At 75.0% G+C, this 25004-nt stretch carries 19 protein-coding genes; all 19 read right to left on the bottom strand.

The window, feature by feature from the left end; all coding sequences use genetic code 11:
- Nucleotides 1–37: 37 nt before the first annotated feature.
- A complete protein-coding gene (locus tag U5M74_RS07645; RefSeq protein ID WP_410907724.1) occupies nt 38–1855 on the bottom strand; it encodes an HD domain-containing protein in 1818 nt (605 codons plus the stop codon).
- 7 nt (nt 1856–1862) lie between these two features.
- Nucleotides 1863–2201, bottom strand: coding sequence for a P-II family nitrogen regulator (locus U5M74_RS07640; protein ID WP_069984561.1), 339 nt, complete (start codon nt 2199–2201; stop codon nt 1863–1865).
- On the bottom strand, nt 2198–3511 hold the full coding sequence (locus U5M74_RS07635) for an ammonium transporter (protein ID WP_410907722.1): 1314 nt from the start codon (nt 3509–3511) through the stop codon (nt 2198–2200). Before U5M74_RS07635 ends, U5M74_RS07640 begins: the two co-directional genes overlap by 4 nt.
- Nucleotides 3512–3782: 271 nt before the next feature.
- Nucleotides 3783–4973, bottom strand: a complete 1191-nt coding sequence (gene ftsY / locus U5M74_RS07630) for a signal recognition particle-docking protein FtsY (protein ID WP_410907720.1) — start codon at nt 4971–4973, stop codon at nt 3783–3785.
- Nucleotides 4974–5029: 56 nt separating this feature from the next.
- Nucleotides 5030–5362, bottom strand: coding sequence for a hypothetical protein (locus U5M74_RS07625; RefSeq protein ID WP_410907718.1), 333 nt, complete (start codon nt 5360–5362; stop codon nt 5030–5032).
- 49 nt (nt 5363–5411) lie between these two features.
- A complete protein-coding gene (gene smc, locus U5M74_RS07620) occupies nt 5412–8999 on the bottom strand; it encodes a chromosome segregation protein SMC (RefSeq protein WP_410907716.1) in 3588 nt (1195 codons plus the stop codon).
- A gap of 307 nt (nt 9000–9306) precedes the next feature.
- Nucleotides 9307–9756, bottom strand: coding sequence for a nucleoside-diphosphate kinase (gene ndk / locus U5M74_RS07615; protein ID WP_410907714.1), 450 nt, complete (start codon nt 9754–9756; stop codon nt 9307–9309).
- Nucleotides 9757–9918: 162 nt separating this feature from the next.
- The gene (locus tag U5M74_RS07610) at nt 9919–10356 is read right to left on the bottom strand and encodes a DUF4233 domain-containing protein (protein ID WP_410907712.1); all 438 of its coding nucleotides are present in this window, start codon (nt 10354–10356) and stop codon (nt 9919–9921) included.
- The gene (locus tag U5M74_RS07605; protein WP_410907710.1) at nt 10353–12110 is read right to left on the bottom strand and encodes an MDR family MFS transporter; all 1758 of its coding nucleotides are present in this window, start codon (nt 12108–12110) and stop codon (nt 10353–10355) included. The genes U5M74_RS07610 and U5M74_RS07605 overlap by 4 nt, the downstream gene beginning before the upstream one ends.
- 152 nt (nt 12111–12262) lie before the next feature.
- On the bottom strand, nt 12263–12862 hold the full coding sequence (locus U5M74_RS07600; RefSeq protein WP_410907708.1) for a TetR/AcrR family transcriptional regulator: 600 nt from the start codon (nt 12860–12862) through the stop codon (nt 12263–12265).
- A gap of 57 nt (nt 12863–12919) precedes the next feature.
- On the bottom strand, nt 12920–13681 hold the full coding sequence (gene dhaM, locus U5M74_RS07595; RefSeq protein WP_410907706.1) for a dihydroxyacetone kinase phosphoryl donor subunit DhaM: 762 nt from the start codon (nt 13679–13681) through the stop codon (nt 12920–12922).
- Entirely contained in the window at nt 13678–14331 is a 654-nt protein-coding gene (dhaL, locus tag U5M74_RS07590) for a dihydroxyacetone kinase subunit DhaL (RefSeq protein WP_410907704.1), read from the bottom strand. The genes dhaM and dhaL overlap by 4 nt, the downstream gene beginning before the upstream one ends.
- A 101-nt stretch (nt 14332–14432) precedes the next feature.
- A complete protein-coding gene (dhaK, locus tag U5M74_RS07585) occupies nt 14433–15428 on the bottom strand; it encodes a dihydroxyacetone kinase subunit DhaK (protein ID WP_410907702.1) in 996 nt (331 codons plus the stop codon).
- 170 nt (nt 15429–15598) lie between these two features.
- Entirely contained in the window at nt 15599–16396 is a 798-nt protein-coding gene (locus U5M74_RS07580; protein WP_410907983.1) for an ABC transporter ATP-binding protein, read from the bottom strand.
- Nucleotides 16397–16425: 29 nt separating this feature from the next.
- Nucleotides 16426–17487: an iron chelate uptake ABC transporter family permease subunit gene (locus tag U5M74_RS07575; RefSeq protein ID WP_410907700.1), complete on the bottom strand. Its 1062-nt coding sequence runs from the start codon at nt 17485–17487 to the stop codon at nt 16426–16428.
- Nucleotides 17477–18496 (bottom strand): ABC transporter permease, encoded by a 1020-nt coding sequence (locus tag U5M74_RS07570; RefSeq protein ID WP_410907698.1) that lies wholly within the window; start codon nt 18494–18496, stop codon nt 17477–17479. Before U5M74_RS07570 ends, U5M74_RS07575 begins: the two co-directional genes overlap by 11 nt.
- Nucleotides 18497–18498: 2 nt before the next feature.
- Nucleotides 18499–19491: a siderophore ABC transporter substrate-binding protein gene (locus tag U5M74_RS07565; RefSeq protein WP_410907696.1), complete on the bottom strand. Its 993-nt coding sequence runs from the start codon at nt 19489–19491 to the stop codon at nt 18499–18501.
- 299 nt (nt 19492–19790) lie between these two features.
- Nucleotides 19791–21212, bottom strand: a complete 1422-nt coding sequence (locus U5M74_RS07560) for a bifunctional folylpolyglutamate synthase/dihydrofolate synthase (protein WP_410907694.1) — start codon at nt 21210–21212, stop codon at nt 19791–19793.
- The gene (gene ileS, locus U5M74_RS07555) at nt 21209–24592 is read right to left on the bottom strand and encodes an isoleucine--tRNA ligase (RefSeq protein ID WP_410907692.1); all 3384 of its coding nucleotides are present in this window, start codon (nt 24590–24592) and stop codon (nt 21209–21211) included. Before ileS ends, U5M74_RS07560 begins: the two co-directional genes overlap by 4 nt.
- Nucleotides 24593–25004: the final 412 nt, after the last annotated feature.

Here is a 25004-nt window from a genome sequence, read left to right as displayed (position 1 = left end):
TCAGGGTTCTCGATGGGGCGTGGTGCGGTCCCCCAGCCTACCCGCCGGCCCGCCCGGCCAGGGCCGCGCGGGCCCGGCCGGTGAGGTCGTCCACGAGCCGGGCACGCCAGGCGGTCCAGCCGCGGTCGGCGCCCAGCGACGACGCGTCCGCCTCGGTGAGGGCGCGCAGCTCGGCCAGCAGGTCGGCCCGGTGGTCGACCGCGTCGAGCAGCCGCGCCAGCGTCGCCGGGTCGTGCGGGTCGGCCGTGGTGGCCAGCTCCGCCAGCAGCAGGTGGTGGCGCACGAGCCGCTGGACGTCGCGCGCGACGTCGTCGCCGAAGCCCATCCGCGCCAGGATGCCCGGCACCAGGCGGGCGCCCTCGGTGGCGTGGTCGGGGCTGAGGGCGCCGCGCCGCTTGCCGACGTCGTGCAGCAGCGCGGCCAGCAGCAGCACGTCCGCGCGGGCGGCGGTGGGGTCCGGCAGGCGCTTGCGCGCGCCCGCGGCGTTGGCCGCGGTCTCCACCAGGTGCCGGTCGACGGTGTGCCGGTGGATCGCGGCGCGCTGCGGGCGGTTGCGCACCCCGGCCCACTCCGGGACCCAGGACGTGACGACGCCGGCCAGGTCGAGCGCCTCCCAGACGGGCACCTGCGCCGGGCCGGAGCCGAGCAGCTGCAGGAACGACTGGCGCGCCGCCCGGGGCCACGGCTCGGGCAGCGGGGCGCCGGCGGCCAGGCTGCCCACCGTGACCGGGGAGAGCACCAGGCCGGTGCGGGCGGCGGTGGCCGCGGCGCGCAGGCTGAGCAGCGGGTCCGCCTCGGGCCGGGCGTCGATCGCGAGCACCAGCTCGCCGTCGTGCTCCACGAGCCCGTCCCCCACCGGCCGCAGCCGCGGCGGCGTGCGCCGGCCGCGGACCAGCAGCGGCGTGCGCGCCGCCGGCCGCTGCAGGGCCTGACGGGCCCGGCGCACCGTGGAGTCGAGCGCGTAGGAGATCTCCCGGCCGGCCTCGGCGAGGCTCGCGAGCAGCTCGTCCGGGTCGTCGTGGCCGGAGCGCTCGGCCACCTCGTCGAGGTCGGCGAGCAGCAGCCGGCTGGTGCGCCGCCGCGTGACCACCTGCAGGGTGTCACGCACGTCGAGCACGTGGGCGTAGGCCTTGTCGACCGCGCCGTGCGGCCGGTCGGTCAGCCACGTGGCCGCGAGCGCGGAGAGCAGCACCGCGTCGCGGATGCCGCCGCGGGCCTCCTTGAGGTCCGGCTCGACGAGGTAGGCCAGCTCGCCGGAGCGGTCCGCGCGCTCGCGGGCGGACGCGAGCAGCTCGGGCAGGCGGCGGCGCGACGCCGCCCGCCAGTCGGTGAGGATCGCCGACGCGGCGCGGTGCACCACGACGGCGTCGCCGGCCAGGGGGCGCACGTCGAGCCAGCTCACGGCCGCGGCGAGGTCCTTGGACGCCACCTGGCGGGTCTGGGTGAGCGAGCGCACGGCGTGGTCGATGTCGACGCCCGAGTCCCACAGCGGGTACCAGAGGCGCTCGGCGACCGTGGCGAGGGTGTCGGCGTCGTGCGTGCGCCCGTCGTGGACGAGCACGAGGTCGAGGTCGGACAGCGGACCGAGGTCGCCGCGCGCGAGGCTGCCGACGGCGGCGAGCGCGATGCCGGTCGGGGCGACGTCGGCGGTGGCCTCGGCGTACAGGGCGGCGAGCCGCTCGGTGACGGTGCGCACGAGGGCGGAGCGGCGCGCCACGCCCGAGCGCCGCGGGCCCGTGAGCCCGGAGGCGACGCCGAGCATCGTGCCGCGCAGGTCATGCAGGAGGCCCCGCACCCCGTCAGCGGGGTGCGGGGCCTCGCCGCCGTCCGTGCCCGAGAGGGACAGGTCGGTCATGCGGCTGTCAGAGGGCCGAGACGCCGTGCTCGCCGGTGCGGACGCGGGCCACGTCGTCGACGGGCACGACCCAGACCTTGCCGTCGCCGATCTTGCCGGTCTGCGCGGCGCCGACGACCACGTCGACCACGGCCTTGGCGTCGTCGTCGTCGACCAGGATCTCGACGCGCACCTTCGGCACCAGGTCCACGGTGTACTCGGCACCCCGGTAGACCTCGGTGTGGCCCTTCTGCCGGCCGTAGCCGCTGGCCTCGCTGACGGTCATGCCGCGGACGCCCGCGGCCTCGAGGGCCGACTTCACGTCGTCCAGGCGGTGGGGCTGGATGACCCCGGTGACGAGCTTCATGCGCGGACCTCCCTGATGACCGAACCCGTACCCTGCGTGATGGTCTCGTACGCCGTCTCGCCGTGCACGGCGAGGTCGATGCCGGCGACCTCGTTCTCCTCGGGGATGCGCCAGCCCAGCGTCGCCTTGAGGACCAGGCCGATGATCGCGGTGAGCACGAAGCTGAACGCGAGGGCGATGACCGCGGCGACGATCTGGCTGAGCAGCTGCGTGACGCCGCCGCCGTAGAAGAGGCCGTCCTGCGAGCCCTCGAAGTAGAACGAGTCGTAGCGGCCGTTGGTGGCGAAGAAGCCGATGAGGACCGTGCCGACGAGGCCGCCGACCAGGTGGACGCCCACGACGTCCAGCGAGTCGTCGAAGCCGAAGCGGTACTTCAGGCCCACCGCGAGAGCGCAGAGGATGCCGGACACGAGGCCGATGACGATGGCGCCGTAGGTGTCGACGGTGCCGGCGGCCGGGGTGATGGCGACGAGGCCGGCGACGACGCCGGAGGCGGCGCCGAGAGACGTGGCGTGCCCGTCGCGGAACTTCTCCGTGGCGAGCCAGGCGAGCATCGCGACGCCGGTGGCCACGAGCGTGTTGACCCAGGCGCGGCCGGCGGTGCCGTCGGCGGCGAGCTCGGAGCCCGCGTTGAAGCCGAACCAGCCGAACCACAGCAGGGCGGCACCCAGCATGACGAACGGCAGGTTGTGCGGGCGCATCGGCTCCCTGCCGAAGCCCTTGCGCTTGCCGATGACCAGGGCGAGCGCCAGGCCCGCGGCACCGGCGTTGATGTGCACGACCGTGCCGCCGGCGAAGTCGATCGGCAGGGACAGGGCCGAGGCCAGCCAGCCGTCCGCGCCGAACATGCCGCCGCCCCAGACCCAGTGCGCCAGCGGCGCGTAGACGACCGTCACCCAGATGATCGTGAACACGATCCAGGTGCCGAACTTCACGCGGTCGGCGATGGCGCCGGAGATCAGGGCGACCGTGATGATCGCGAAGGTGGCCTGGAAGCCGGCGAACACGAGGGCCGGGATGCCGACGCCCGTGGTGGGGCTCGCCGCGTTGTCCAGGGTGAGGCCGAAGTAGTCGGCCGGGTTGCCGAACAGGCCCGCGACGTCGGAGCCGAACGCCAGCGAGTAGCCGTAGAGCACCCAGATGAGGCCCACCACGCCGATGGCGCTGAAGCTCATCATCATCATGTTGAGGACGCTCTTGCCGCGCACCATGCCGCCGTAGAAGAACGCCAGGCCCGGCGTCATCAGCAGCACGAGCGACGCGGAAGCGAGCAGCCAGGCAGTGTTGCCACTGTCCAGTTCGAATTCCATCCCGATCGCCTCTCTCGACGAGCCGGCCGCGGTGACCGGTCTGGCACCACCGTCGAGGAGCGGGGTTTCGGCGGCGGTGTCCCGGTGTTACGGCGGTGTGACAGTGGCGCGCCACGGGTAAACATCGGGTTTCCGTGCCCGGATCGTCCGAGATGCGGGACGACGACGGCGGGGCCGTGACCGGACCGTGATCCGGCCACGGCCCCGCCGTGGGTGGTGCGTGCGCGCCGTCGCGGGGCGCGGCTCAGGCGCCGTCGAGGGGCGCCTCGGCTCAGGCGCCGAGGATGCCGTCGACGAACTGCTCGGCGTCGAACGGGGCGAGGTCGTCCGGGCCCTCCCCCAGGCCGACGAGCTTGACCGGCACGCCGAGCTCGCGCTGCACGGCCACGACGATGCCGCCCTTGGCGGTGCCGTCGAGCTTGGTCAGCGCGATGCCGGTGACGCCGGCGACCTCGGCGAACACCCGCGCCTGGGTCATGCCGTTCTGGCCCGTGGTGGCGTCGAGCACCAGCAGCACCTCGCTGGGGGCCGCCTCGCGCGAGACCACGCGGATGATCTTGCCGAGCTCGTCCATGAGCCCCGCCTTGTTCTGCAGGCGCCCGGCGGTGTCGACGAGCACGACGTCGGCGCCGTCGGTCACGCCGCGGCGCACCGCGTCGAACGCCACGGCGGCGGGGTCGGCGCCGTCGCGGTCCGAGCGCACCGTCGGCACGCCGACGCGCGAGCCCCAGGTCTGGAGCTGGTCGGCCGCCGCGGCGCGGAAGGTGTCGGCGGCGCCGAGCACCACGTCCTTGCCCTCGGCGACGAGCACGCGGGTGAGCTTGCCGACCGTCGTCGTCTTGCCGGTGCCGTTGACGCCGACCACGAGCACCACGGCGGGCTTGCGGGTGCCGTCCTCGGCCGCCGTGCCGGTGAGGTGCAGCGAGCGGTCCAGCGTCGGGTCCACCAGGCGCACGAGCTCCTCGCGCAGCAGCGCGCGCACCGCCTGCGGGTCGCTCACGCCGAGCACGCGCACGCGGGTGCGCAGCGCGTCGAGCAGCTCGCCGGCCGGGCCGGCGCCGATGTCGGCGAGCAGGAGCGTCTCCTCCAGCTCGTCCCAGTCGTCCTCGGTGAGCTGGTCGCGCGACAGCACGGCCAGGAGCCGGGCGCCCAGCGGCGAGCCGGAGCGGGCGAGGCGGTCGCGCAGCCGCACCAGGCGGCAGGCGGCGGGCTCGGGGCGCTCGATCGCCGGGGCGGGCGGGGCCTGCGGCGCCGCCTCGGCCGGCGCCTCCGGGGCGGGCGGCTCGAGGACGGTGGTGCCCGCGCGCGCCGCCGGCGCCTCCTCGCGCTCGGCGGGGGGCTCGACGACGGTGCCGGGGGGCAGCTCCTTGCGCCGCTGGGCCCGCGGCACCAGGTAGGCCGCGGTGCCGCCGCCGGCGACGAGCACGACGAGGGGGATGAGCCAGAGCAGGACGTCGTTCACGCGCCCCAGTCTCCCAGACCCGCCCGCCGGGAGGGGCGGGGCAGGCCCTCAGCGCGTCAGCGGGGGCGCGGCTGCCCGTTGGGGTGCAGCGTGCTGCGCGCCTGCTGGCGGGCGCGCTGCAGGACGTCGCCGATCTCGTCGGCGTCCACGTACGCCGGGCCCGACTCCACCCGCCCGGCGAAGAACGTGTCCAGGTCCGTGTCGACCGGCCGCGGCACCTCGTCGCGCCGCAGGGCCAGGCCGGAGCGGAAGCTGCGCCACCATCCGCGCAGGCCGCCGATCGTCACCTCGCCGGGATCCGCCTCGGCCCGCTGCATGACGTGCGCCACGAGGAAGACCGTGGCGACGAGCACGAGCGTGACGAGGCACCAGACGACGAACGTGACCATGGCGCCCATTGTCGCGCGACTTTCTGGGAACCCGCCGGACGATGCGTGCTCAGGCGTCGGCAGTTTCGCGGAGACGCTGTGAGATGACGGTGGTGACGCCGTCGCCGCGCATCGTGACGCCGTACAGCGCGTCGGCGACCTCCATCGTCCGCTTCTGGTGGGTGATGACGATGAGCTGGGAGTCGCGCTGCAGCTCGGTGAAGATCTCCAGCAGCCGGCCCAGGTTGACGTCGTCCAGGGCCGCCTCGACCTCGTCCATGACGTAGAACGGCGAGGGCCGGGCCTTGAAGATCGACACGAGGAACGCCACGGCGGTCAGCGACCGCTCGCCGCCGGACAGCAGGCTCAGGCGCTTGACCTTCTTGCCCGCCGGGCGCGCCTCGACCTCGATGCCGGTGGTCAGCAGGTCGGACGGGTCGGTGAGCACCAGGCGGCCCTCGCCGCCGGGGAACAGCCGCGGGAACACCCGGTCGAACTGCGCCGCGGTGTCGCGGAACGCCTCGGCGAACACCTGCTGCACCCGTTCGTCGATCTCCTCGACGATGTGCAGCAGGTCCTGGCGCGACTTCTTGAGGTCGGCCAGCTGCTCGGTGAGGAACCGGTGGCGCTCCTCGAGCGCGGCGAACTCCTCCAGCGCCAGCGGGTTGACCGTGCCGATGCGGGCGAGCGCCCGCTCGGCCTGCCGCAGGCGCTTCTCCTGCTCCTCGCGGACGTAGGGCACGGGGTCCGGGTCGGGGTCCTCCTCGGCGGCGCCCTCGGGCCGCGGCACGGGGACCGGGCGGTGCGGGCCGAGCTCCTCGACCAGCGTCTCGGCGTCGGTGCCCAGCTCGTCGGCGGCGCGCGCCTGCAGCTGCTCCAGGCGCAGCCGCTGCTGGGCGCGCGCCACCTCGTCGCGGTGGGCGACGTCGGTGAGGTCGCGCAGCTCGCCGGCCAGCCGGTCGGTCTCGGCGCGCACGGCGTCGAGCTCGTGCGCCCGTGCGGTGCGCTCCTGCTCGGCGGCGGCGCGCTCGGCCGCGGCCCGCTCGATCGAGCGCCCGAGCGCCGCCAGCGCCGTCGCGGCGTCGTCGCGCACGGCGGCTGCCGTCCGGGCCTGTGCGGCGCGCTCCCGGGCACGGACCGCGGCGCGCTCGCGGGCGGCGCGCTCCTGCGCCGCCGCACGGGCCAGGCCGTGGGCGCGGCCGGCGACGGCGCGGGCGCGCTCCTCGCAGGTGCGCAGGGCGAGCCGGGCCTCGGTCTCCGCCGTGCGCGCGGCGGTGGCCGCCCGTTGCGCGGCGTCCCGGGACTCCTGGACGCGGGCGAGCTCCTCCTCGGACTGCGCCGGCTCGGCCTCGGCGACCTCGAGGCGGCGGGCGAGCTCGGCGAGCTCCGCCTCGTCCGCCTCGCGGCGCGCGAGCGCCTGCTCCAGCGTCGCGCGGTGGCGCTCGGCCTCGGCGCGGGCGGCGCGCTGCGCCGAGCCCAGCGTGCCGAGCCGCTCGGCGACGGCGGCGAGCGCGGCGTCCGACTCGTGCAGGCGGTCGAGCGTCTCGTCGTAGCGCTCCTGCGCCGCCTCGAGGCTCTCGCGCGCCGCGACGAGCTCGAACCGGCAGCGCTCCCCCGCCGCCGTCGCCTCCGCCACCTGCTGCCGCGCCTCGTCGAGGGCCGACTGCAGGTGCAGCACGCTGGGCGCCGCCGCCGAGCCGCCCCACGCCCGCGCGCCGCCGAGCAGGTCGCCGGCCCGCGTGGCGGCGACGACGTCCGGCCGGGCGCGGACCAGGGCCCGCGCCTGGGCCAGGTCGTCGACGACGACCACGTCCGCCAGCACGGCGCGCAGCGGCGCGGCGGCGGGTCCGCCGACGCTCACGACGTCGAGCGCGCGGCGGGCGCCGTCAGGCCACGCGTCGTCGGCCGGCGCCGCACCGGGCTCCGCACCGGGGTGCCCACGGTCGTCGGGCGCGCCGACCACCAGCCCGGCCCGGCCGGCGTCCTCGTCGCGCAGCAGGCGCAGCGCGTCGACCGCGGCGTCCAGGTCGGCGACGGCGACCGCGTCGGCGAGCGGCCCGAGGGCCGCGGCGACGGCGGCCTCGTACCCGGGCTCGACGCCGAGCAGCGCCGCGACGGAGCCGAGGACGCCGGGCGCGTCGGCCGCGAGCAGCGCCCCGGCGCCGTCCTTGCGGTCGAGGCTCAGCGCGAGCGCCTCCACGCGTGCCGACCAGGTGGCGCGCTCCTTCTCGGCGGCGTCCGCCCGCGCCTCGAGGTCGACGACGACGCCGCGGGCGTCCTCGAGCGCGTCGGCGGCGGCCTCGTGCTCGGCGTCGAGGCCCTCCTCCCCCGCCTCGGCCCCGACGACCTGGGTCTCGAGGGCGGCGAACTCCCGGGTCGCCTCCTGGGCGCGCCGCTCGGCGTCCTCGAGCGCCGCGCGCAGCCGCTCGATCTCGGCCTCGGCCGCCTCGACGCGCGAGCGGCGGGCCCCGACCTGGCCGGCGAGGCGCGCCAGCCCCTCGCGGCGGTCGGCGGCGCCGCGCTGCAGGGCGGCGAGCTCGCGCTCGGCGACGGCCGCGGCCTCCTCGGCGGCGGTGCGGGCCCGCACGGCGGCGTCCAGCGCGGCGCGGGCGGCCTCGACCTCGCGCTCCAGCTCCGCCTCGGCGGCGCGGGCGCGCTCGGCCTGCTCCTCGAGGGCCTCGGGGTCCTGCCCGCGGTGCTCGGGCTCCGTCGTGCCCAGCAGCCGCACGCGCTCGTCGGCCAGGGTCTGCAGACCGCGCAGCCGCTCGCGCAGCGCCGACAGGGCGTGGAAGGTGTCCGCGGCGCGGGCGGCCGCCGCCGTCGTGCCGGCCGCGGCGACCTCGAGCCGGGACAGGTGCGCCCGCGCGGCCTCGAGCGCCTCCTGGGTGACGCGCCGGCGCTCGTGCAGCGCCGCCTCGTCGGCGGTGTCCGCCTCGATCTGCGCGACGAGCTGGGCGAGGTCGTCGGCCAGCAGCCGCGCCTTCGCGTCGCGCAGGTCGGCCTGCACCGTGCGGGCCTTGCGCGCGGCCTCGGCCTGCCGCCCGAGCGGGCCGAGCTGGCGGCGCAGCTCCGCGGTGAGGTCGGTGAGGCGCGCGAGGTTGCCCTGCATCGCGTCGAGCTTGCGCAGGGCCTTCTCCTTGCGCTTGCGGTGCTTGAGGACACCGGCGGCCTCCTCGACGAACCCGCGGCGCTCGTCGGGCGTGGCCCGCAGCACGGCGTCGAGCTGGCCCTGGCCCACCACCACGTGCATCTCGCGCCCGATGCCCGAGTCGCTGAGCAGCTCCTGGATGTCGAGCAGGCGGCACGGGGTGCCGTTGATCGCGTACTCGGACCCGCCGCTGCGGAAGAGGGTCCGGGAGATCGTCACCTCGGTGTAGTCGATCGGCAGGGCGCCGTCGGTGTTGTCGATCGTCAGGGAGACCTCGGCGCGGCCCAGCGGCGGGCGGCCGGTGGTCCCGGCGAAGATGACGTCCTCCATCTTGCCGCCGCGCAGGCTCTTGGCGCCCTGCTCGCCCATGACCCAGGCCAGGGCGTCGACGACGTTCGACTTGCCCGAGCCGTTGGGGCCCACGACGCACGTGATGCCCGGCTCGAGGCGCAGCGTCGTCGCCGAGGCGAACGACTTGAAGCCCCGGAGCGTGAGCGTCTTGAGGTGCACGGCGGGAGCCTAGCCGCCGGCGCCGACGCGGCCGCGGAGCCGGCCCGGGCGCGACGCCCGACGGCGCCTCCCCGAGCCCGCACTCCCCGAGCCCGCCCTCACGGGACCGACCCTCCGGTCCGATCGGTGATTTGTTGGCTGATCGGCGGTCCGGATCACCGATCAGCCGACGAATCACCGAACAGGTGCGGGGTCCGGCGGGGCCCGACGCCGGGCCCCAGACGCAGACGCCTCCGCCCGCCGGCGTCGGTCGACGGCGGCGGGCGGAGGCGTCAGGCGTGCGGCGCGGGGACGCCGGGCGGTCCGGTCAGAGGCCGGGGAACCAGAGCTTGATCTCGCGCTCGGCCGACTCCGGGGAGTCGGAGCCGTGCACGATGTTCTGCTGCACCTTGAGGCCCCAGTCGCGGGCGAGGTCGCCGCGGATGGTGCCGGGGGCGGCGGTCGTCGGGTCGGTGGTGCCGGCGAGCGACCGGAAGCCCTCGATCACGCGCTGGCCCTCGGCGACGACGGCGAGCGTCGGGCCGGACAGCATGAAGTCGACGAGCGGCTGGTAGAACGGCTTGCCCACGTGCTCGGCGTAGTGCTCGGCGAGCAGCTCGGGCGTCGCGGTGACCAGCTGCACGGCGGCCAGCGTGTAACCCTTGGCCTCGATGCGCCGGAGCACCTCGCCGGCCAGCCCGCGGCGCACGCCGTCGGGCTTGACCAGCACGAGCGTGCGCTCGACGGCGGGGGCGGCAGAAGCGGTGGCTTGCGTCATGGCCCGAAGCCTATCGGGCCGCCGTGCCGCGCCGTCCCGGGACGGCGGTCACGAGGGAGCGGCTCGCGGAGCGGGCCCGGAGAGAGCGGACCGCCCCGCCGTCGAGGTCGACGGCGGGGCGGTCCGGTGGTCCTTGGGGGACGGACGGCGCGGGCGCGGCGGTCAGGCGTTCGGCGCCGTCTCCGGGTGCGCGGCGTCGTACTCCGCGCGCTCCCGGTCGATCCGCCCGCCGAGCCGCAGCGAGACGACCCACATGATCACGAAGATCACGCCGACCACCCACATCATGGTGAGCACCAGGCCCATCGCGAGCACCGGGACCTGCGCCACCGACCCGGCGACGTAGCCCCCGGGCGTGCCCATCATCCGCGACAGCACGAGCAGCACCACGAACAGCGTGCCGCCGGCCACCCAGATCGCCGTCGGCGTCGGCAGCTCGAACGGGCCCTTCTCGTACGGCATGTCGCGCAGGCCGTACAGCGCCACCGCGGCGAACGCCACGCAGAAGGCCTCGAGCGCCAGCACCGTGGAGGTGAACTGCACGCGGGCGGGCTTCTTCGGCTTGATGCGGTCGCCGGGGGCGGGACGGTCCTTGCTCACCGGTCCACGATATCCGCGGCGGGCCGCCCGTCCGAAGCCGGGGAGGAAGCCGGGGACGCGGCCGGGTCCGAGGTCGGCACCGTGGCCGGGTCCGCGGACCCGGTCACCAGCACGCCGTCGCCGTCGCGGCCGACGGCCTCGGTCCCCTCGGCCCGGGACGTGGCCTTCGTCCCCGCCTTGGCCGGGTCGGCCTGGGCCTCGCCGCGCGCCACCATGCCGGCGACGTCGGAGAGCTTGACCTCGCGCAGGAACAGCGCCAGCACGACGCCGACGACGACCAGCGGGATCAGGTACCAGAACGCCGGGGCCAGCGCGTCGGCGTAGGCGTCGATGACGCCCGTGCGCAGCGGCTCGGGCAGCGCCTCCACCGCGGCGGGCGTGAGCGCCGCCTCGGACGCGGCGGGGTCGGCCCCGCCCTGGCCGCCGAACACGCCGGTGAGGTTGTCGGTGAGGCGGGAGGTGAAGATCGTCGTGAACAGGGCGGTGCCCACCGCGGCGCCGATCTCGCGGAAGAAGTTGTTCGACGACGTCGCGGTGCCGAGCTCGTGCGGGTCGACGGCGTTCTGGACCGCGAGCACGACCGTCTGCATGACCAGGCCGAGGCCGGCGCCGAGCACGAAGATCATCGCGCCGAAGAGCACGAGCGACATCTCACCGGTGATCCGGGTGAGCCACACCATGCCGAGGGCCACCACGACCAGGCCGGCGACCGGGTAGATCTTGTACCGCCCCGTCTTGGCGATCGCCAGGCCCGAGACGATCGAGGTGAGCATCACGCCCGCCATCATGGGCAGCATCAGCCAGCCGGACTCCGTGACGCCGGCGCCGGTGGACATCTGCAGGAACGTGGGCAGCATCGCCATCGCGGAGAACATGCCCATGCCCACCACCAGGCCGATGAGCGTGGTGATCGTGAACGTGGGGTTCTTGAACAGGCGCAGCGGGATGAGCGGCTCGGCGGCGCGGGTCTCGACGAGGACGAACGCGGCCGCCGAGGCCAGGGTCACGGCGAGCAGGGCGGGCAGGCGCCAGTCGGCCCAGTCGTAGCCGCCCTCGACGATGGTGTCCCAGCTGGTCAGCACGACGATGCCGGTGGTGGCCACGGCCATGGTGACGATGCCCGCCCAGTCGACGGGGCGCCGGGCGCGGTGGGTCGGCAGGCGCAGCGCCCACCAGGCGACGGCGAACGCCGCGACGCCGACCGGCACGTTGATCCAGAAGGTCCAGCGCCAGCCCGGGCCCTCGGTGAGCCAGCCGCCCATGAGCGGGCCGATGACGGCGGAGATGCCGAAGAGGGCGCCCATGGGGCCCATGTACTTGCCGCGCTCCGAGGCGGGCACGATGTCGGCGATGATCGCCTGCGACAGGATCATCAGGCCCCCGCCGCCGAGGCCCTGCACGGCGCGCCAGGCGACCAGCTCGGGGAAGCTCTGCGCGAAGCCGGCGCCCGCGGAGGCGATCGTGAACAGGGCGACGGCGACGAGGAACGGCCAGCGCCGGCCCCACAGGTCGCCGAACTTGCCGTACAGCGGCATCGCGACGGCGATGGCGAGGATGTAGGCGGTGATCACCCAGCCCTGGTGGGCCACGCCCTCGAGCTCGCCGACGATCGTGGGCATCGCGGTGCCGACGATCGTCTGGTCGAGGGAGGACAGGAACATCGACGCCATGAGGGCGCCGAAGATCAGCCAGATGGTGCGGGGTGTCAGGACGACGAGCGGCTTGTCCGCCGTCGCTGTCGGGGTGTGGCTCACGGTTCTCCCTGAGTCGTGACGGGTGGGGCGAGGGTCGGCCGCCGCCGGGCGCGGGCGCTCCGGGGCGAGGTCGGCGGGCCGCCCGGTGGGGCCGGGCAGCGGTCTGCGGTGGTGCGGAGGCGGTGGTGCGGAGGCGGTGCAGGGGCCGCCGGTCAGGCGTCCGCCACGGCCGCGAGGTCCGCGACGGCGGCGTGCAGGTGCTCGGTGATGTCCGGCCCGCGCCCGGCGGCGTCCCAGCGCTCGCCGGTGGCGCGCACCAGCGTGAGGAGCAGGTGGGAGCAGAACGCCGGGCCGGCGGGCAGCGGTCGCGCGAGGTGGCGCTGCGCCAGCAGCGTCTCCAGCTGCGCCCGGTGCGCCTCGAGCCAGCCGAGGTGCCGGGCCACGAGGCGCGGCTCGGCCTCCATGACGCGGAAGGCGCGCTCGCCGCGCTCGGGGTGCGCCGTGACGCCCTCGAGGACCGCCTGCAGCAGCACCTCGAGGTCCGGCAGGAAGCGGCCGGTCGGCCCGCCCGCGACGAACTCGGCGGCGACCTGCTCGTCGAGGTCGAGCTCGCGGTGGCCGAGCACGGCCGCGTCCTTGGTGTCGAAGTAGTTGAAGAACGTGCGCGGCGAGACGCCCGCCTCCTCGGCGATCGCCTCGACGGTGACCGCGTCGAACCCGTGCGCGAGGACGAGCCGCTGGGCGGCGTCGACGATCGCGTCGGCACGCGCCTGCTTCTGGCGCGCGCGCAGGCCAGGGGTCGTGGTAGTCACCCCACAATCATGCAGTCACTGCAAATCTGCACCAAGCGCAATAGGCTGTGGCGTGCGTCACGTCGCGGCGTCGGGGTCCTGCTCCAGGAGCGCGACGACAGCACGGACGGCGCCGGCGGCGCCCGGGCCGCTCGCGGCGACCTCGACCTCGGCGCCGCCGCGGACCCCGAGCGTCATGAGCTGCAGCAGGCTCGAGGCGTCGGCACCGTCGACGGTGACCGGCACGCCGAGCTCCGCGACGGTCCTGGCCAGGACGGCGGCCGGGCGCGCGTGCAGGCCCAGCGGGTCGCGCACGACGACGCGCGCCACCTGCGAGGCGTCCGCGCCGGCCGCCGGCGAGGCGGCGTCCGCCGGCCCTGCGGTCACCCCCTCCGCCGCCTCTGGGACCGCCGCTCCCCCGTCGGGCGCCTCCGCCGGCGCCCCGGCGGCGGCGGCGAACGTCGCGCCGGCCGCCTCCGCCGCGGCGACGACGTCGGCCAGGTCCTTGCCCTGCTGCGCCGCCACGGCGGCGGCCACCGCGCCCTCGACGAACGGCGCCGAGGCGAGCCGCACCCGCCCGGCGAGGTCGTCGTCGAGCTCCAGCACGGACTCGACCGTCAGCACCGCCGAGCCGAGGTCGGCGAGCACGGCCACCGCGTCCCCCCGCCCGAGCCCGGCGTCCACGGCGGTGCGCACGACGTCGTACGAGGTGCCGAGGGTGCCGTCGGGCATGCCGGCGCCCGGCAGCACCGCGACGTCCGGGGCCATCTGCCCCGCGAGCTCGGCCGTGCCCTCCGCCAGCCGCGCGGAGTGCGAGACGAGCACCAGGGCGACGCTCATGCGGGGTCGGCCGCCTCGGCCGCGGCGACCGCGGCGCGCAGCAGCAGCGCCGTCGAGCGCGCGCCCGGGTCCTCGTGGCCGGCGGACCGCTCGCCGAGGTAGGACGCCCGGCCCTTGGTCGCCACGAGCGGGACCGTGGCCGTCGCCCCGGCGTCGGCCGCGTCGGCCGCGGCACGCAGCACCGCCAGGCCGTCCCCGCCGTCGCCCGCGACCTTGCCGGCAGCCTCGACGGCGGGCTGCCACGCGTCGACCATCGTCTTCTCGCCCGGGTGTGCGTGGCCGCGCGCCTCGATGCCCTCGAGCGCGGCCTCGAGCAGCGCGACGACGCTCGGCGCCTCGATCGACTCGCGTCCGCAGACCTTCGACGCCCGCAGGAAGGCGGTGCCGTACAGCGGGCCGGCCGCCCCGCCGACGGTCGACATGAGGGTCGTCGCCACGAGCTTGAGGACGTCGCCCACCTGCGCGGGTCCGCCGTCCGGCGCGGCCTCGTCCAGCTTCGCCACCACGGCGCGGAAGCCCCGGTCCAGGTTCGCCCCGTGGTCGCCGTCACCGATCTGGCGGTCCAGCTCCGTCAGCGCGTCCCGGTTCGCGGCCACCGCGTCCGCGGCCGTGCGGACCCACCGCTTCGCCCACTCGACGTCGAGCGTCATCCCTCGGTCCTCCGCCTTCCTCGTCCCGCGGGCCCGTCCGGGCCCGCGTGCCGACCCTCGTGCCCCGGCACCCTCACCGCCGCGGCGTCACCACCGCTGCCTCACCACCGCAGCGCGGCGGCGCGCACCGGGGCGTCCCACAGCGTCTCGAGCTCGTCGTCGAGGCGCAGCACGGTCACGGACGCGCCCTGCATCTCGAGCGACGTCACGTAGCTGCCCACGAGCGAGCGCGTCACCTCGACGCCACGCTTCGCGAGCAGGTCGTGCGCCCGACCATAGACCACGTAGAGCTCGCTCAGCGGCGTGCCACCCATCCCGTTGACGAACAGCAGCACGCGCTCGCCCGACTCCAGGGCCAGGTCGTCGGCCACGGGGTCGAGCAGCGCCTGGGTCACCTCGGCGGCCGACGTCATGGGCACGCGGCGGCGCCCGGGCTCGCCGTGGATGCCGATGCCGATCTCGATCTCGTCGTCGGCGAGGTCGAAGCCGGGGCGCCCGACGTGCGGGACCGTCGCCGGCGACAGCGCGACGCCCATCGAGCGCACGCCCGCGACGACACGCTCGGCGACGCCGCGGACCCCGGCCAGGTCGTCGCCCCGCGCGGCCGCGGCGCCGGCCAGCTTCTCGACCATCACCGTGCCGGCGACGCCGCGGCGCCCGGCGGTGTACAGGGAGTTCTCCACCGCGACGTCGTCGTCCACGACCACGGTGGCGACCTCGACGCCCTCGGCCTCGGCCAGCTCGACGGCGGTCTCGAAGTTGAGGACGTCGCCGGTGTAGTTCTTGACGATCGCCAGGACGCCCGAGCCGGAGTCGGCGGCCTGGATGGCGGGCTGGATCTGGTCGGGCGTGGGCGAGGTGAAGACCGCGCCCGGCACGGCGGCGTCGAGCATGCCGTCGCCGACGAAGCCGGCGTGCAGCGGCTCGTGGCCCGAGCCGCCGCCGGAGACGAGGCCGACCTTGCCGGCCACGGCGCCGCCGGCCTGGGTGACGTACGTGGGCGAGTAGTGGACCTCCACCAGGTCGGCGTGGGCGCGCGCGAAGCCGGCGAGCGAGTCGTCGACGGCGTTCGCCGGGTCGTCGAGCAGCTTCTTCATCAGTGCGTCCTCTCCCCGGGGCCCTCGCCGTCGAGGGCCTCCGGGGCCATTCCACACCCGGCAGGGGTCCCGCGCCCAGAGCCCGGGCGCCCGTTCACCCCTGGAGGGCGCCGGTCACCGGCCCGCCCGCGGGCCCCGACGGCCCGCCGGAAGGTCTCGGACGGCGGCGCTCAGGTGTAGTACAGCGCCACGCGGCGCCCGTCGACCTCGTGGATGGTCACGTCCACCTCGTAGACCTCGGTGAGCACCTCGGTGGTGATGACCTCCTGCGGCGACCCGTGCGCGACCACGCGCCCGTCGCGCATCGCCACGACGACGTCCGACCAGCACGACGCGAAGTTCACGTCGTGCAGCACGGTCACCACCGTCTTGCCGAGGTCGTCCGCCGCGCGGCGCGCGAGCGCCATCATGGCCCGGGCGTGCTTGAGATCGAGGTTGTTGAGCGGCTCGTCGAGCAGCACGTAGTCGGTGTCCTGCGCGAGCACCATGGCGACGAACGCCCGCTGGCGCTGCCCGCCGGACAGCTCGTCGAGGAACCGGTGCTGCAGGTCGGCCAGCTCGAGGTACTCCAGCGCGGCGTCGACGTGCGCCCGGTCCTCGGCCGTGGTGCGGCCCTTGGTGTGCGGGTAGCGGCCGAAGGTGACCAGGTCGCGCACGGTGAGGCGCACGGCCAGGTGGTTGTCCTGGCGCAGGATGCCCAGGCGGCGGGCCATGACGTCGCCCGCGGTGCGGGCCACGTCGTCGCCGTCGACGACCACGCGCCCGCCGTCGGCCGGCAGCAGCCGCGCCACCATCGACAGCAGGGTCGACTTGCCGGCGCCGTTGGGCCCGATGATCGACACGACGCCGCCGGCCGGCAGGTCGATGGACACGTCGTCGACGACGACGAAGGTGCCGTAGCGCTTGGTGACGCCCTCGGCGCGGATGGACCGGGCGCGCGGCGCGGCCTCGCCCGCGGGGCCGGGCATCGCGCCGGCGGGCGCGCTCGTCGTCGCCGTCATCGCCGCCTGCTCCCCGCGACCAGCATGCCGATGAACACGATCCCTCCCAGGAACTCGACGACGACGCTGAGCACGGTGTCCTGGCCCAGCAGGTGCTCCAGCACGGCCTGTCCGCCCACGAGCGTGACGACGGCGAGGAGCGCCGCCGTCGGCAGGGTGACCGCGTGCCGGTGGCTGCCCGCCAGCGCGTACGCGAGGTTCGCGACGAGCAGCCCGAAGAAGGTGATGGGGCCCACGAGGGCCGTGGAGACGGAGACGAGCACCGCCACGAGCGCGATGAGCACCAGCGACGTGCGGCGCACGTCGAGCCCGAGCGTCACGGCGGTCTCGCGGCCGAGGGCCAGCACGTCGAGGCGGCGGTGCAGCGCCCACAGCACGGCGGTGCACGCGGCGACCACGACGGCGGCCACGACGAGCAGCCGCTCGTCCACGGCGCTGAAGCTGGCGAAGAGCCGGCCCTGAAGCACCTGGAACTCGCTGGGGTCCATGACGCGCTGCAGCAGCGCGGTGACCGAGCGCAGCAGCGTGCCGAGCACGACGCCGACCAGCAGCACCAGGTGCAGCGACCGGCGCGCGCCGCCGAACAGCCCCAGGAACAGCGCCAGGGAGGCGGCGAGCATGACGACGACCGAGACGCCGAACTGCGGCACCGCGCCGATGCTCGCGACCGCGACGCCGCCGAGGGCGAACACGAGCGTCGTCTGGATCGTCTGGTACAGCGCGTCGAAGCCCATGATCGACGGCGTGAGGATGCGGTTGGCCGTGAGCGTCTGGAACACGACGGTGGACACCGCCACGGCGACGCCGACCACGACCATGGCGGCCACGCGCCGCCCGCGGAACGGCAGGACGAACGCCCACCCGGCGCGGACGTCGACCGTGAGGTAGACGGCGACCACGACCACGGCCAGGAGCGCCAGCCCGGCGAGCACGAGCACCTCGCGCCGGCGGCGCCGCCGCTCGGCGTCGGTGCTGCCGGCGCCGGGGCCGGCGTCGCCCGCGCCGCCCGCGGCGGCGCGCACGGCGTCGAGGGGGTGCTGGAGGACCTCAGCCGACATCGGGGGCCTTTCGCAGCAGGAGCCAGAGGAACACCGCGGCGCCGACGACGCCCATGACGACGCCGATGGGGATCTCGTACGGCCGGATCACCAGGCGCCCCACGACGTCGCACACGAGCACGAGCCCGGCGCCGAGCACCGCCACCCACGGCAGGGAGCGGCGCAGGTTGTCGCCGACGAGCATGCTCACGACGTTGGGCACGACGAGGCCGAGGAACGGCAGCGCGCCGACGGTGACGACCACGACCGACGAGGACACCGCGACGACGGCCAGGCCGAGCGCCATCACGCCGCGGTAGCCCAGGCCGAGCGCCGTGGCGACGTCACGGCCCATGCCCACCACGGTGAAGCGGTCGGCGACGAGGTAGACGACCAGCGCCATCGCGCCGACGAGCCAGAGCAGCTCGTAACGGCCCTCCATCACGCCGGAGAAGTCGCCGGTCAGCCACGCCGAGAGGGTCTGCATGAGGTCGTACCGGTAGGCCAGGTAGGCGGCCAGCGCGCCGACGACGCCGCCCAGCATGATCCCCACCAGCGGCACGGTGACCACCGAGCGGATCGGCACGGCCCGCAGCACGCCGAGGAACAGCAGGGTGCCGAGCACCGCGGCGACGGACCCGACGGCGATCTTGCCGGTCATGCTCGTGGCCGGCGCCCAGATCGTCACCGCGAGCAGGCCGAGCGAGGCCGCCTCGGTCGTCCCGATCGTCGACGGCTCGACGAACCGGTTGCGCACGAGCATCTGCATGACGACGCCGGCGACGGCGGTGGCCGCCCCGGCGAGCAGCAGGGCCACGGTCCGCGGCAGCCGCGACAGCCGCACCAGCTCCCAGGCGTGCGGGTCGCCCGCCAGCAGGGCGCCGAGCGAGACGTCGCCCGCCCCGACCAGGAGCGAGACGACGGCGCCGGCGGCCAGGAGGGTCAGGGACCCGCCCCACAGCAGCGCGCGGCGCAGGCCAGGGGTCGCGGTGCGCTCCCCGGCCTGCGCCGCGACGGTGGCTGCGGCCAACGTCAGGCCTTCTCGTCCAGGACGGCCGAGACGTCGTCGGCGATCTGCTGGAGGGCCACGACGCCGCCGCCCATGATGTACCAGCTCGTCGGGTCGACGTAGACGACGCGGTCGTCCTGCGCGGCCTTCGTCCGGTTCACCAGCTCGTTGTCCATGACCTGCTCGGCGGCCTCGCTGCCCTCGCCGGTCGCGGCGTCGCGGTCGATGACGAAGATCCACTCGGGGTCGTTCTCGGCGATGAACTCGAACGAGATCGCCTGGCCGTGCTGGGCCTCCTCGGTGACCTCCGCGGCCGGGGCGAAGCCGAGCTGGTCGTGCAGGAAGCCGAAGCGGCCGCCGGGGCCGTAGGCGGTGACCTTGCCGCCGGAGGTGAGCACGATGAGCGCGTCCCCCGCGCCCTCGGCCTTGCCCGCGACCACGGCGACCGAGGCGTCGAGCTCGTCCACGAGCCGCTGGGCCTCGTCGGTCCTGCCGAAGATCTCGCCGATCTTCAGCGCGTTCTCCTCGGAGGAGGCGACGTTGTCGGTCCAGTCGTTGGACAGGTCGACCGTGGGGGCGATCTTCTCCAGCTCCGGGTAGGCGGCGGCGGAGCGGCCGGCCACGACGATGAGGTCCGGAGCCTCGGCGGCGATCGTCTCGTAGTCCGGCTCGAAGAGCGTGCCGACGTCGACGACGTCCTCGTCGGCGGCGAGGTCCTCGAACCCGGCCGGCGGGTTGTTCTTCGGGATGCCGTCGATCTCGACACCGATCTCCTGCATGACGGCCGCCGCGGCGAAGTCGAAGACGAAGACCTTCTCGGGGGTGCCCTCGAGCTCGGTGCTGCCCTGGGCGTGCTCGACGGTGATCGGGCCCGACGCCGAGGCGGAGCCGGCGGGCTCGGAGGACGCGGCCTCGCCGGCGTCGGACGTGCCGCCGCAGGCGGCCAGGACGAGCGCGGCGACGGCGGCCGGGGCGGCCAGGCGGGCGGCGCGCAGGGTGGAGCGGACGGTGGTCACGCGGGGACTCCTCGGCGAGGGGACGGTCAAGGGCGCAGGCCGCCACGGCGCTGGGCGCGGGCGACTTAGCAGTGCCTTACCTAAGCACGCGAAACTCGCCCCGTCCAACAATTCCGCAACGGGGATGTTGCGTAAATGTGCTGGCCAGGGCCGTGTCGCGGTCCCGGGCGTGTCAGAACCCCGGTGCGCCGGGGCGCACCGGGGTTCTGACAGGGTGCTGACGGGTCCCCAGACGCGGTCCCGGCAGACGGCTCCCTCACCCGGTCCCGCGCCGCGCCGCGCCGCGGCGCGGCGGTCGCTCAGCCGCGGCCGAGCAGGATCCGCGCGTCGGCGACCGTGATCACCGAACCCGTCACGAGCACGCCCGTGCCCAGGCCCGACCCGACGGGATCGTGACGCTCGGCCAGGTCGGCCGCGACCTGCAGCGCCTCGTCGAGCCGCTCGGCCACGTGCACGCGGTCCTCGCCGAAGACGTCGCGGGCCACCTCGGCCAGGTCCTGCGGGTCCGCCGAGCGGGGCGCGGAGTTCCGGGTGACGACGATCTCGGCCAGCGTCGGTTCCAGGGCCGCCAGCAGCCCCTCGGCGTCCTTGTCGGCCATGATCGCCACGACGCCCACGAGGTGGCGGAAGTCGAACGCCTCGTCGAGCGTCGCGACCAGCGCCTCGGCGCCGTGCGGGTTGTGCGCGGCGTCGGCGATCACCGTCGGCGAGGCGCGGACCAGCTCCATGCGCCCGGGCGACGTGACCCCGGCGAAGCCGGCCTCGACGAGGGGGCCCTCGAGCGCCCCTCCGCCGCTGAGCAGCGCCTCGACGGCGGCCAGCGCCAGCAGGGCGTTGTGCGCCTGGTGCGCGCCGTGCAGCGGCAGGAAGACGCCGCTGTACAGCCCGGCCGGGGTGCGCAGGTCGACCATCTGCCCGCCGACGGCGAGCTGCCGGCCGGCCACCTCCAGCTCGACGCCCTCGCGCAGCAGCCGCGCCCCGACCTCGGCGGCCCGCGCGCGCAGGACGGCGTCGGCCTCCTCGGTCTGGGCGGCCACGACCGCGGTGGACCGCGCCTTGATGATCCCGGACTTCTCGGTGGCGATCTCCTCGACCGTCGCGCCGAGCCAGCGCTCGTGGTCGACGGCCACGGGCGTGACCACCGCGACGTCGCCGTCGGCGACGTTCGTGGAGTCCCAGAACCCGCCCATGCCGACCTCGACGACGGCGACGTCCACCGGGGCGTCGGCGAACGCGGCGAACGCCATCACGGTGAGCACCTCGAAGAAGCTCAGCCGCGGCCCGCCGGCCTCCTGGGACTCGCGGTCCGCCACGCCGACGTACGGCGCGACGTCCTGGAAGACCTCGACGAACCGCGCCGCGCTCAGCGGCTCGCCGTCGACCTGGATGCGCTCGGTGACGCTCGTGAGGTGCGGCGAGGTGAACAGGCCGGTGCGCAGCCCGTGCTCGCGCACGAGGCTCTCCACCATGCGGGCCGTCGACGTCTTCCCGTTGGTGCCGGTCAGGTGCACCACGCGGAAGGCGCGCTGCGGGTCGCCGAGCAGCTCCAGCACCCGGCGCACCCGGTCGAGGGTCGGGTCGATGTCGTGCTCCGGGGCGCGCGACATGATCTCCCGGTAGACCTCGCGCAGCGACTCCTGCGCGACGGCCTCCTCGGCGGCCTGCTGGGCGGCCTTGCGGCCGGAGCCCTTGGCGCCCTTGGCGTCCTTGGCCGCGCTCACCGGGCCTCCCCCGCCTCGACCTTGGCGACGCGGACGGCGCGCTCGACGCCGTCGACGCCGGTCACCGCGAGCTCGACGGCGAGCGTCTCGCTCGTCACCAGCTCGCGGTGGGCCTCGACGTCGGCCACGCGCTCGGCGGGCACGTCGAGCTCGAGCCGGATGCGGTCGCTCACCTCGAGGCCGGCGGCCTTGCGGGCGTCCTGCACGTCGCGCACGACGTCGCGGGCGTAGCCCTCGGCCTCCAGCTCCGGCGTGAGGGCCAGGTCGAGGACGGCGAAGCCGCCGCCGGGCAGGACGCTCGCGGCCACGTTCTCCCCCGCCTCGTCGCCCACCACCGTCGTCAGCTCGTACTCGGGCGCGAGCAGCGGCACGTCGCCGTCGTCGGTGGTGACGACGACGCCGTCGGGCGTCTGGCGCCACGCGCCGGCCTTGGCGGCCTTGATGACCGCCTGCACGCCGCGGCCCAGGCGCGGGCCGGCGGCGCGGGCGTTGACCGCCAGCCGCTCGGTGATGCCGAACCGCTCGGCCGCGCCGGCGTCGGCCCGCACGAGGTCCACGGCCTTGACGTTCAGCTCGGTCGCGAGCAGGCCGGCGTAGTCGCGCAGCGCCTCGGGGTCCTCGACGGCCACGGTGAGGCGGGCCAGCGGCTGGCGCACGCGCAGCTTGTTGGCCTTGCGCAGCGCGAGGGCGGTGGAGACGACGGCGCGGACCTCGTCCATGGCGGCGACCAGGGCGTCGTCGGCCACGAGCGCGGCGTGGGTGCCGTCGGCGCCTACGGCCGGCCAGTCGGCCAGGTGCACCGAGCGCCCTCCGGTCAGGCCGCGCCACACCTCCTCGGTCAGCAGCGGCGCGAGCGGCGCCATGACGCGGCAGAGCACCTCGAGCGCGGTGTACAGGGTGTCGAACGCGTCGGCGTCCTCCTCCCAGAACCGGTCGCGCTGGGTGCGCACGTACCAGTTCGTCAGCACGTCCAGGTGCTCGCGCACGGACTCGCACGCCCCGGCGATGTCGTAGGCGTCGAGCTGCTCGGTGACGCGCCCGACCAGGTCGTGGGTGCGGGCCAGCAGGTAGCGGTCCAGGGCGGGCAGGCCGGGCACGCGCTCGGGCGTGACCTGCTGCGCCGTGTACCCGGCGCCGTCCTTCGCGGAGTTCGCGTACAGGGTGAAGAAGTAGTACGTGCTCCACAGCGGCAGCAGCACCTGGCGCACCGAGTCGCGGATCCCCTCCTCGGTGACCACGAGGTTGCCGCCGCGCAGGATCGGCGACGACATGAGGAACCACCGCATGGCGTCCGAGCCGTCGCGGTCGAACACCTCGTTGACGTCCGGGTAGTTGCGCAGCGACTTGCTCATCTTGCGGCCGTCGGAGCCCAGCACGATGCCGTGCGAGACGGACGTGCGGAACGCGGGCCGGTCGAAGATCGCCGTGGCGAGCACGTGCAGCGTGTAGAACCAGCCGCGGGTCTGGCCGATGTACTCGACGATGAAGTCGCCCGGGTAGTGGCTCTCGAACCACTCGCGGTTCTCGAACGGGTAGTGCACCTGGGCGTACGGCATCGAGCCGGAGTCGACCCACACGTCCATGACGTCCTCGACGCGGCGCATCGTGGACCTGCCGGTCGGGTCGTCCGGGTTGGGCCGGGTGAGCCGGTCGATGAACGGCCGGTGCAGGTCGGTGACCTCGACGCCGAAGTCGCGCTGCAGCTCCTCCAGGGAGCCGTAGACGTCGACGCGCGGGTGCTCGGGGTCGTCCGACTTCCACACCGGCACCGGGGAGCCCCAGAACCGGTTGCGGGTGATGGACCAGTCGCGGGCGCCCTCGAGCCACTTGCCGAACTGGCCGTGCTGGATGTGGTCCGGGGTCCAGGAGATCTGCTCGTTGAGCTCGAGCATGCGCTCCTTGATCTTCGTGACGGCCACGAACCAGGAGGACACGCCCATGTAGATCAGCGGCTGCCGGCAGCGCCAGCAGTGCGGGTAGGAGTGCGCGTAGGACTCGCGGCGCAGCAGCACCGTGCCGGCGCTGGTGGCGCCGAGGGCGCCGACCTCGGCCTCGTCGGCGCCGCCGCCGAGCCGGGTGCGGGCCTTGAGGTGGTCGATGATCACCGGGTTGGCGTCGAAGACCTGCAGGCCCTCGTAGTCGACGACCGGGAAGGTGAACTTGCCGTCCGCGCCGACCGGGATGACCGGGTCCACGCCCTCGCGGTCGGTGACGACCTTGTCCTCCTCGCCGAACGCGGCGGCGTTGTGGACCAGGCCGGTGCCGTCCGTCGTCGTGACGTAGTCCGCCTCGACGACGCGGTGGGCGCGGGCGTGCCCGCGGTAGTAGGTGAACGGCGGCTCGTAGGCGGCGCCCACCAGGTCCGCGCCGCGCAGGCGCGCGACGACCTGCGTGGCGACGTCCTCGACGCCCTCGTCGGCGAGCTCGCGCTCGTAGGCGGCGAGGCGGTCGGCGGCGAGGAGGTAGCGCTCCCGGGTGCCGGTGAAGCGCGACTCGACGACGACGTACTCGATGTCCGCGCCGACGGTCACCAGCAGGTTGCTCGGCAGCGTCCACGGCGTCGTCGTCCAGATGAGCACCAGGTCGCCCGCGCGCACGCCGGCGGCCTCGGCCGTGCCCGGCACCTCGGTGAGGCGGAAGCCGACCGTGACGGCCGGGTCCTGGCGCTGCTGGTAGACGTCGTCGTCCATGCGCAGCTCGTGGTTGGACAGCGGCGTCTGGTCGTTCCAGCAGTAGGGCAGCACGCGGAAGCCCTCGTAGACCAGGCCCTTGTCCCACAGCTGCTTGAAGCCCCACATGACGGACTCCATGTAGGACAGGTTCAACGTCTTGTAGTCGTTGTCGAAGTCCACCCAGCGCGCCTGGCGGGTGACGTAGTCGCGCCACTCGGAGGTGTACCGCAGCACCGACTGGCGGCAGGCCTCGTTGAACTTCTCGATGCCCAGCTCGAGGATCTCGTCCTTGGTCTTGATGCCGAGCTGGCTCATCGCCTCGAGCTCGGCCGGCAGGCCGTGGGTGTCCCAGCCGAACCGGCGCTCGACGCGGCGCCCGCGCATCGTCTGGTAGCGCGGGACGACGTCCTTGGCGTAGCCGGTGAGCAGGTGGCCGTAGTGCGGCAGGCCGTTGGCGAAGGGCGGGCCGTCGTAGAAGACGAACTCGTCGCCGCCGTCCTCGCTGGTCGGGTTCTTCTCCACCGACGCCTTGAACGTGTCGTCGGCCGCCCAGTAGTCGAGCACGCCGCGCTCGAGCGCGGGCAGGTCCGGCGAGGCGGGGATGCCGAAGGCGGCGCCGGGCCGGGCTCCGGGCTGGTTCTCTCCGGCCTTGCACTCGGCCTGGTTCTCGGCCGGGTTCTCGGACGGCGCGTGCAGCGGATAGGCCATGGCGGGCGGCTCCTCGAGCGGTGGTGCGGGCGGTACGGGCACGTTCTCTGCTGCGAGGACGACGTCGCCTGCGCGCTGCTGCGCCGGCGGTGCCGCGGTACCACCCCGCTTGCCGGTCCGGCGTCGTCGCATATGCGACGTGCGAGAGCGCACGTCATGCGACGACGAGCGGGCCGACCGCTCGTTCACGGCTGTGACGGGCCTACCCGTCCGGTTCTACTGAGCTTCTCCGCGGGACGCGGGAACCGCCGTTCTTCCGGAGGCTCGCCGGTGATGGCCGGGTCGACGCCTGTGCCTCCATGGTAGCCAGCCGCGCAACTCGCTCCCTCCTACGCGGCTCGGCGCCGCTCCTGGGACCCCCCCTCACGCCGAGACTTGAGTTGTGGCCGCCTTCGAGGCCGCGAAGGCGGCA

The sequence above is a fragment of the Puerhibacterium sp. TATVAM-FAB25 genome (assembly GCF_046535855.1).
In the GTDB taxonomy this organism is placed as follows: domain Bacteria; phylum Actinomycetota; class Actinomycetes; order Actinomycetales; family Cellulomonadaceae; genus Puerhibacterium; species Puerhibacterium variabilis_A.
Note: the sequence above shows the minus strand (reverse complement) of the source record. Positions and strands in the feature narration are given on the sequence as shown.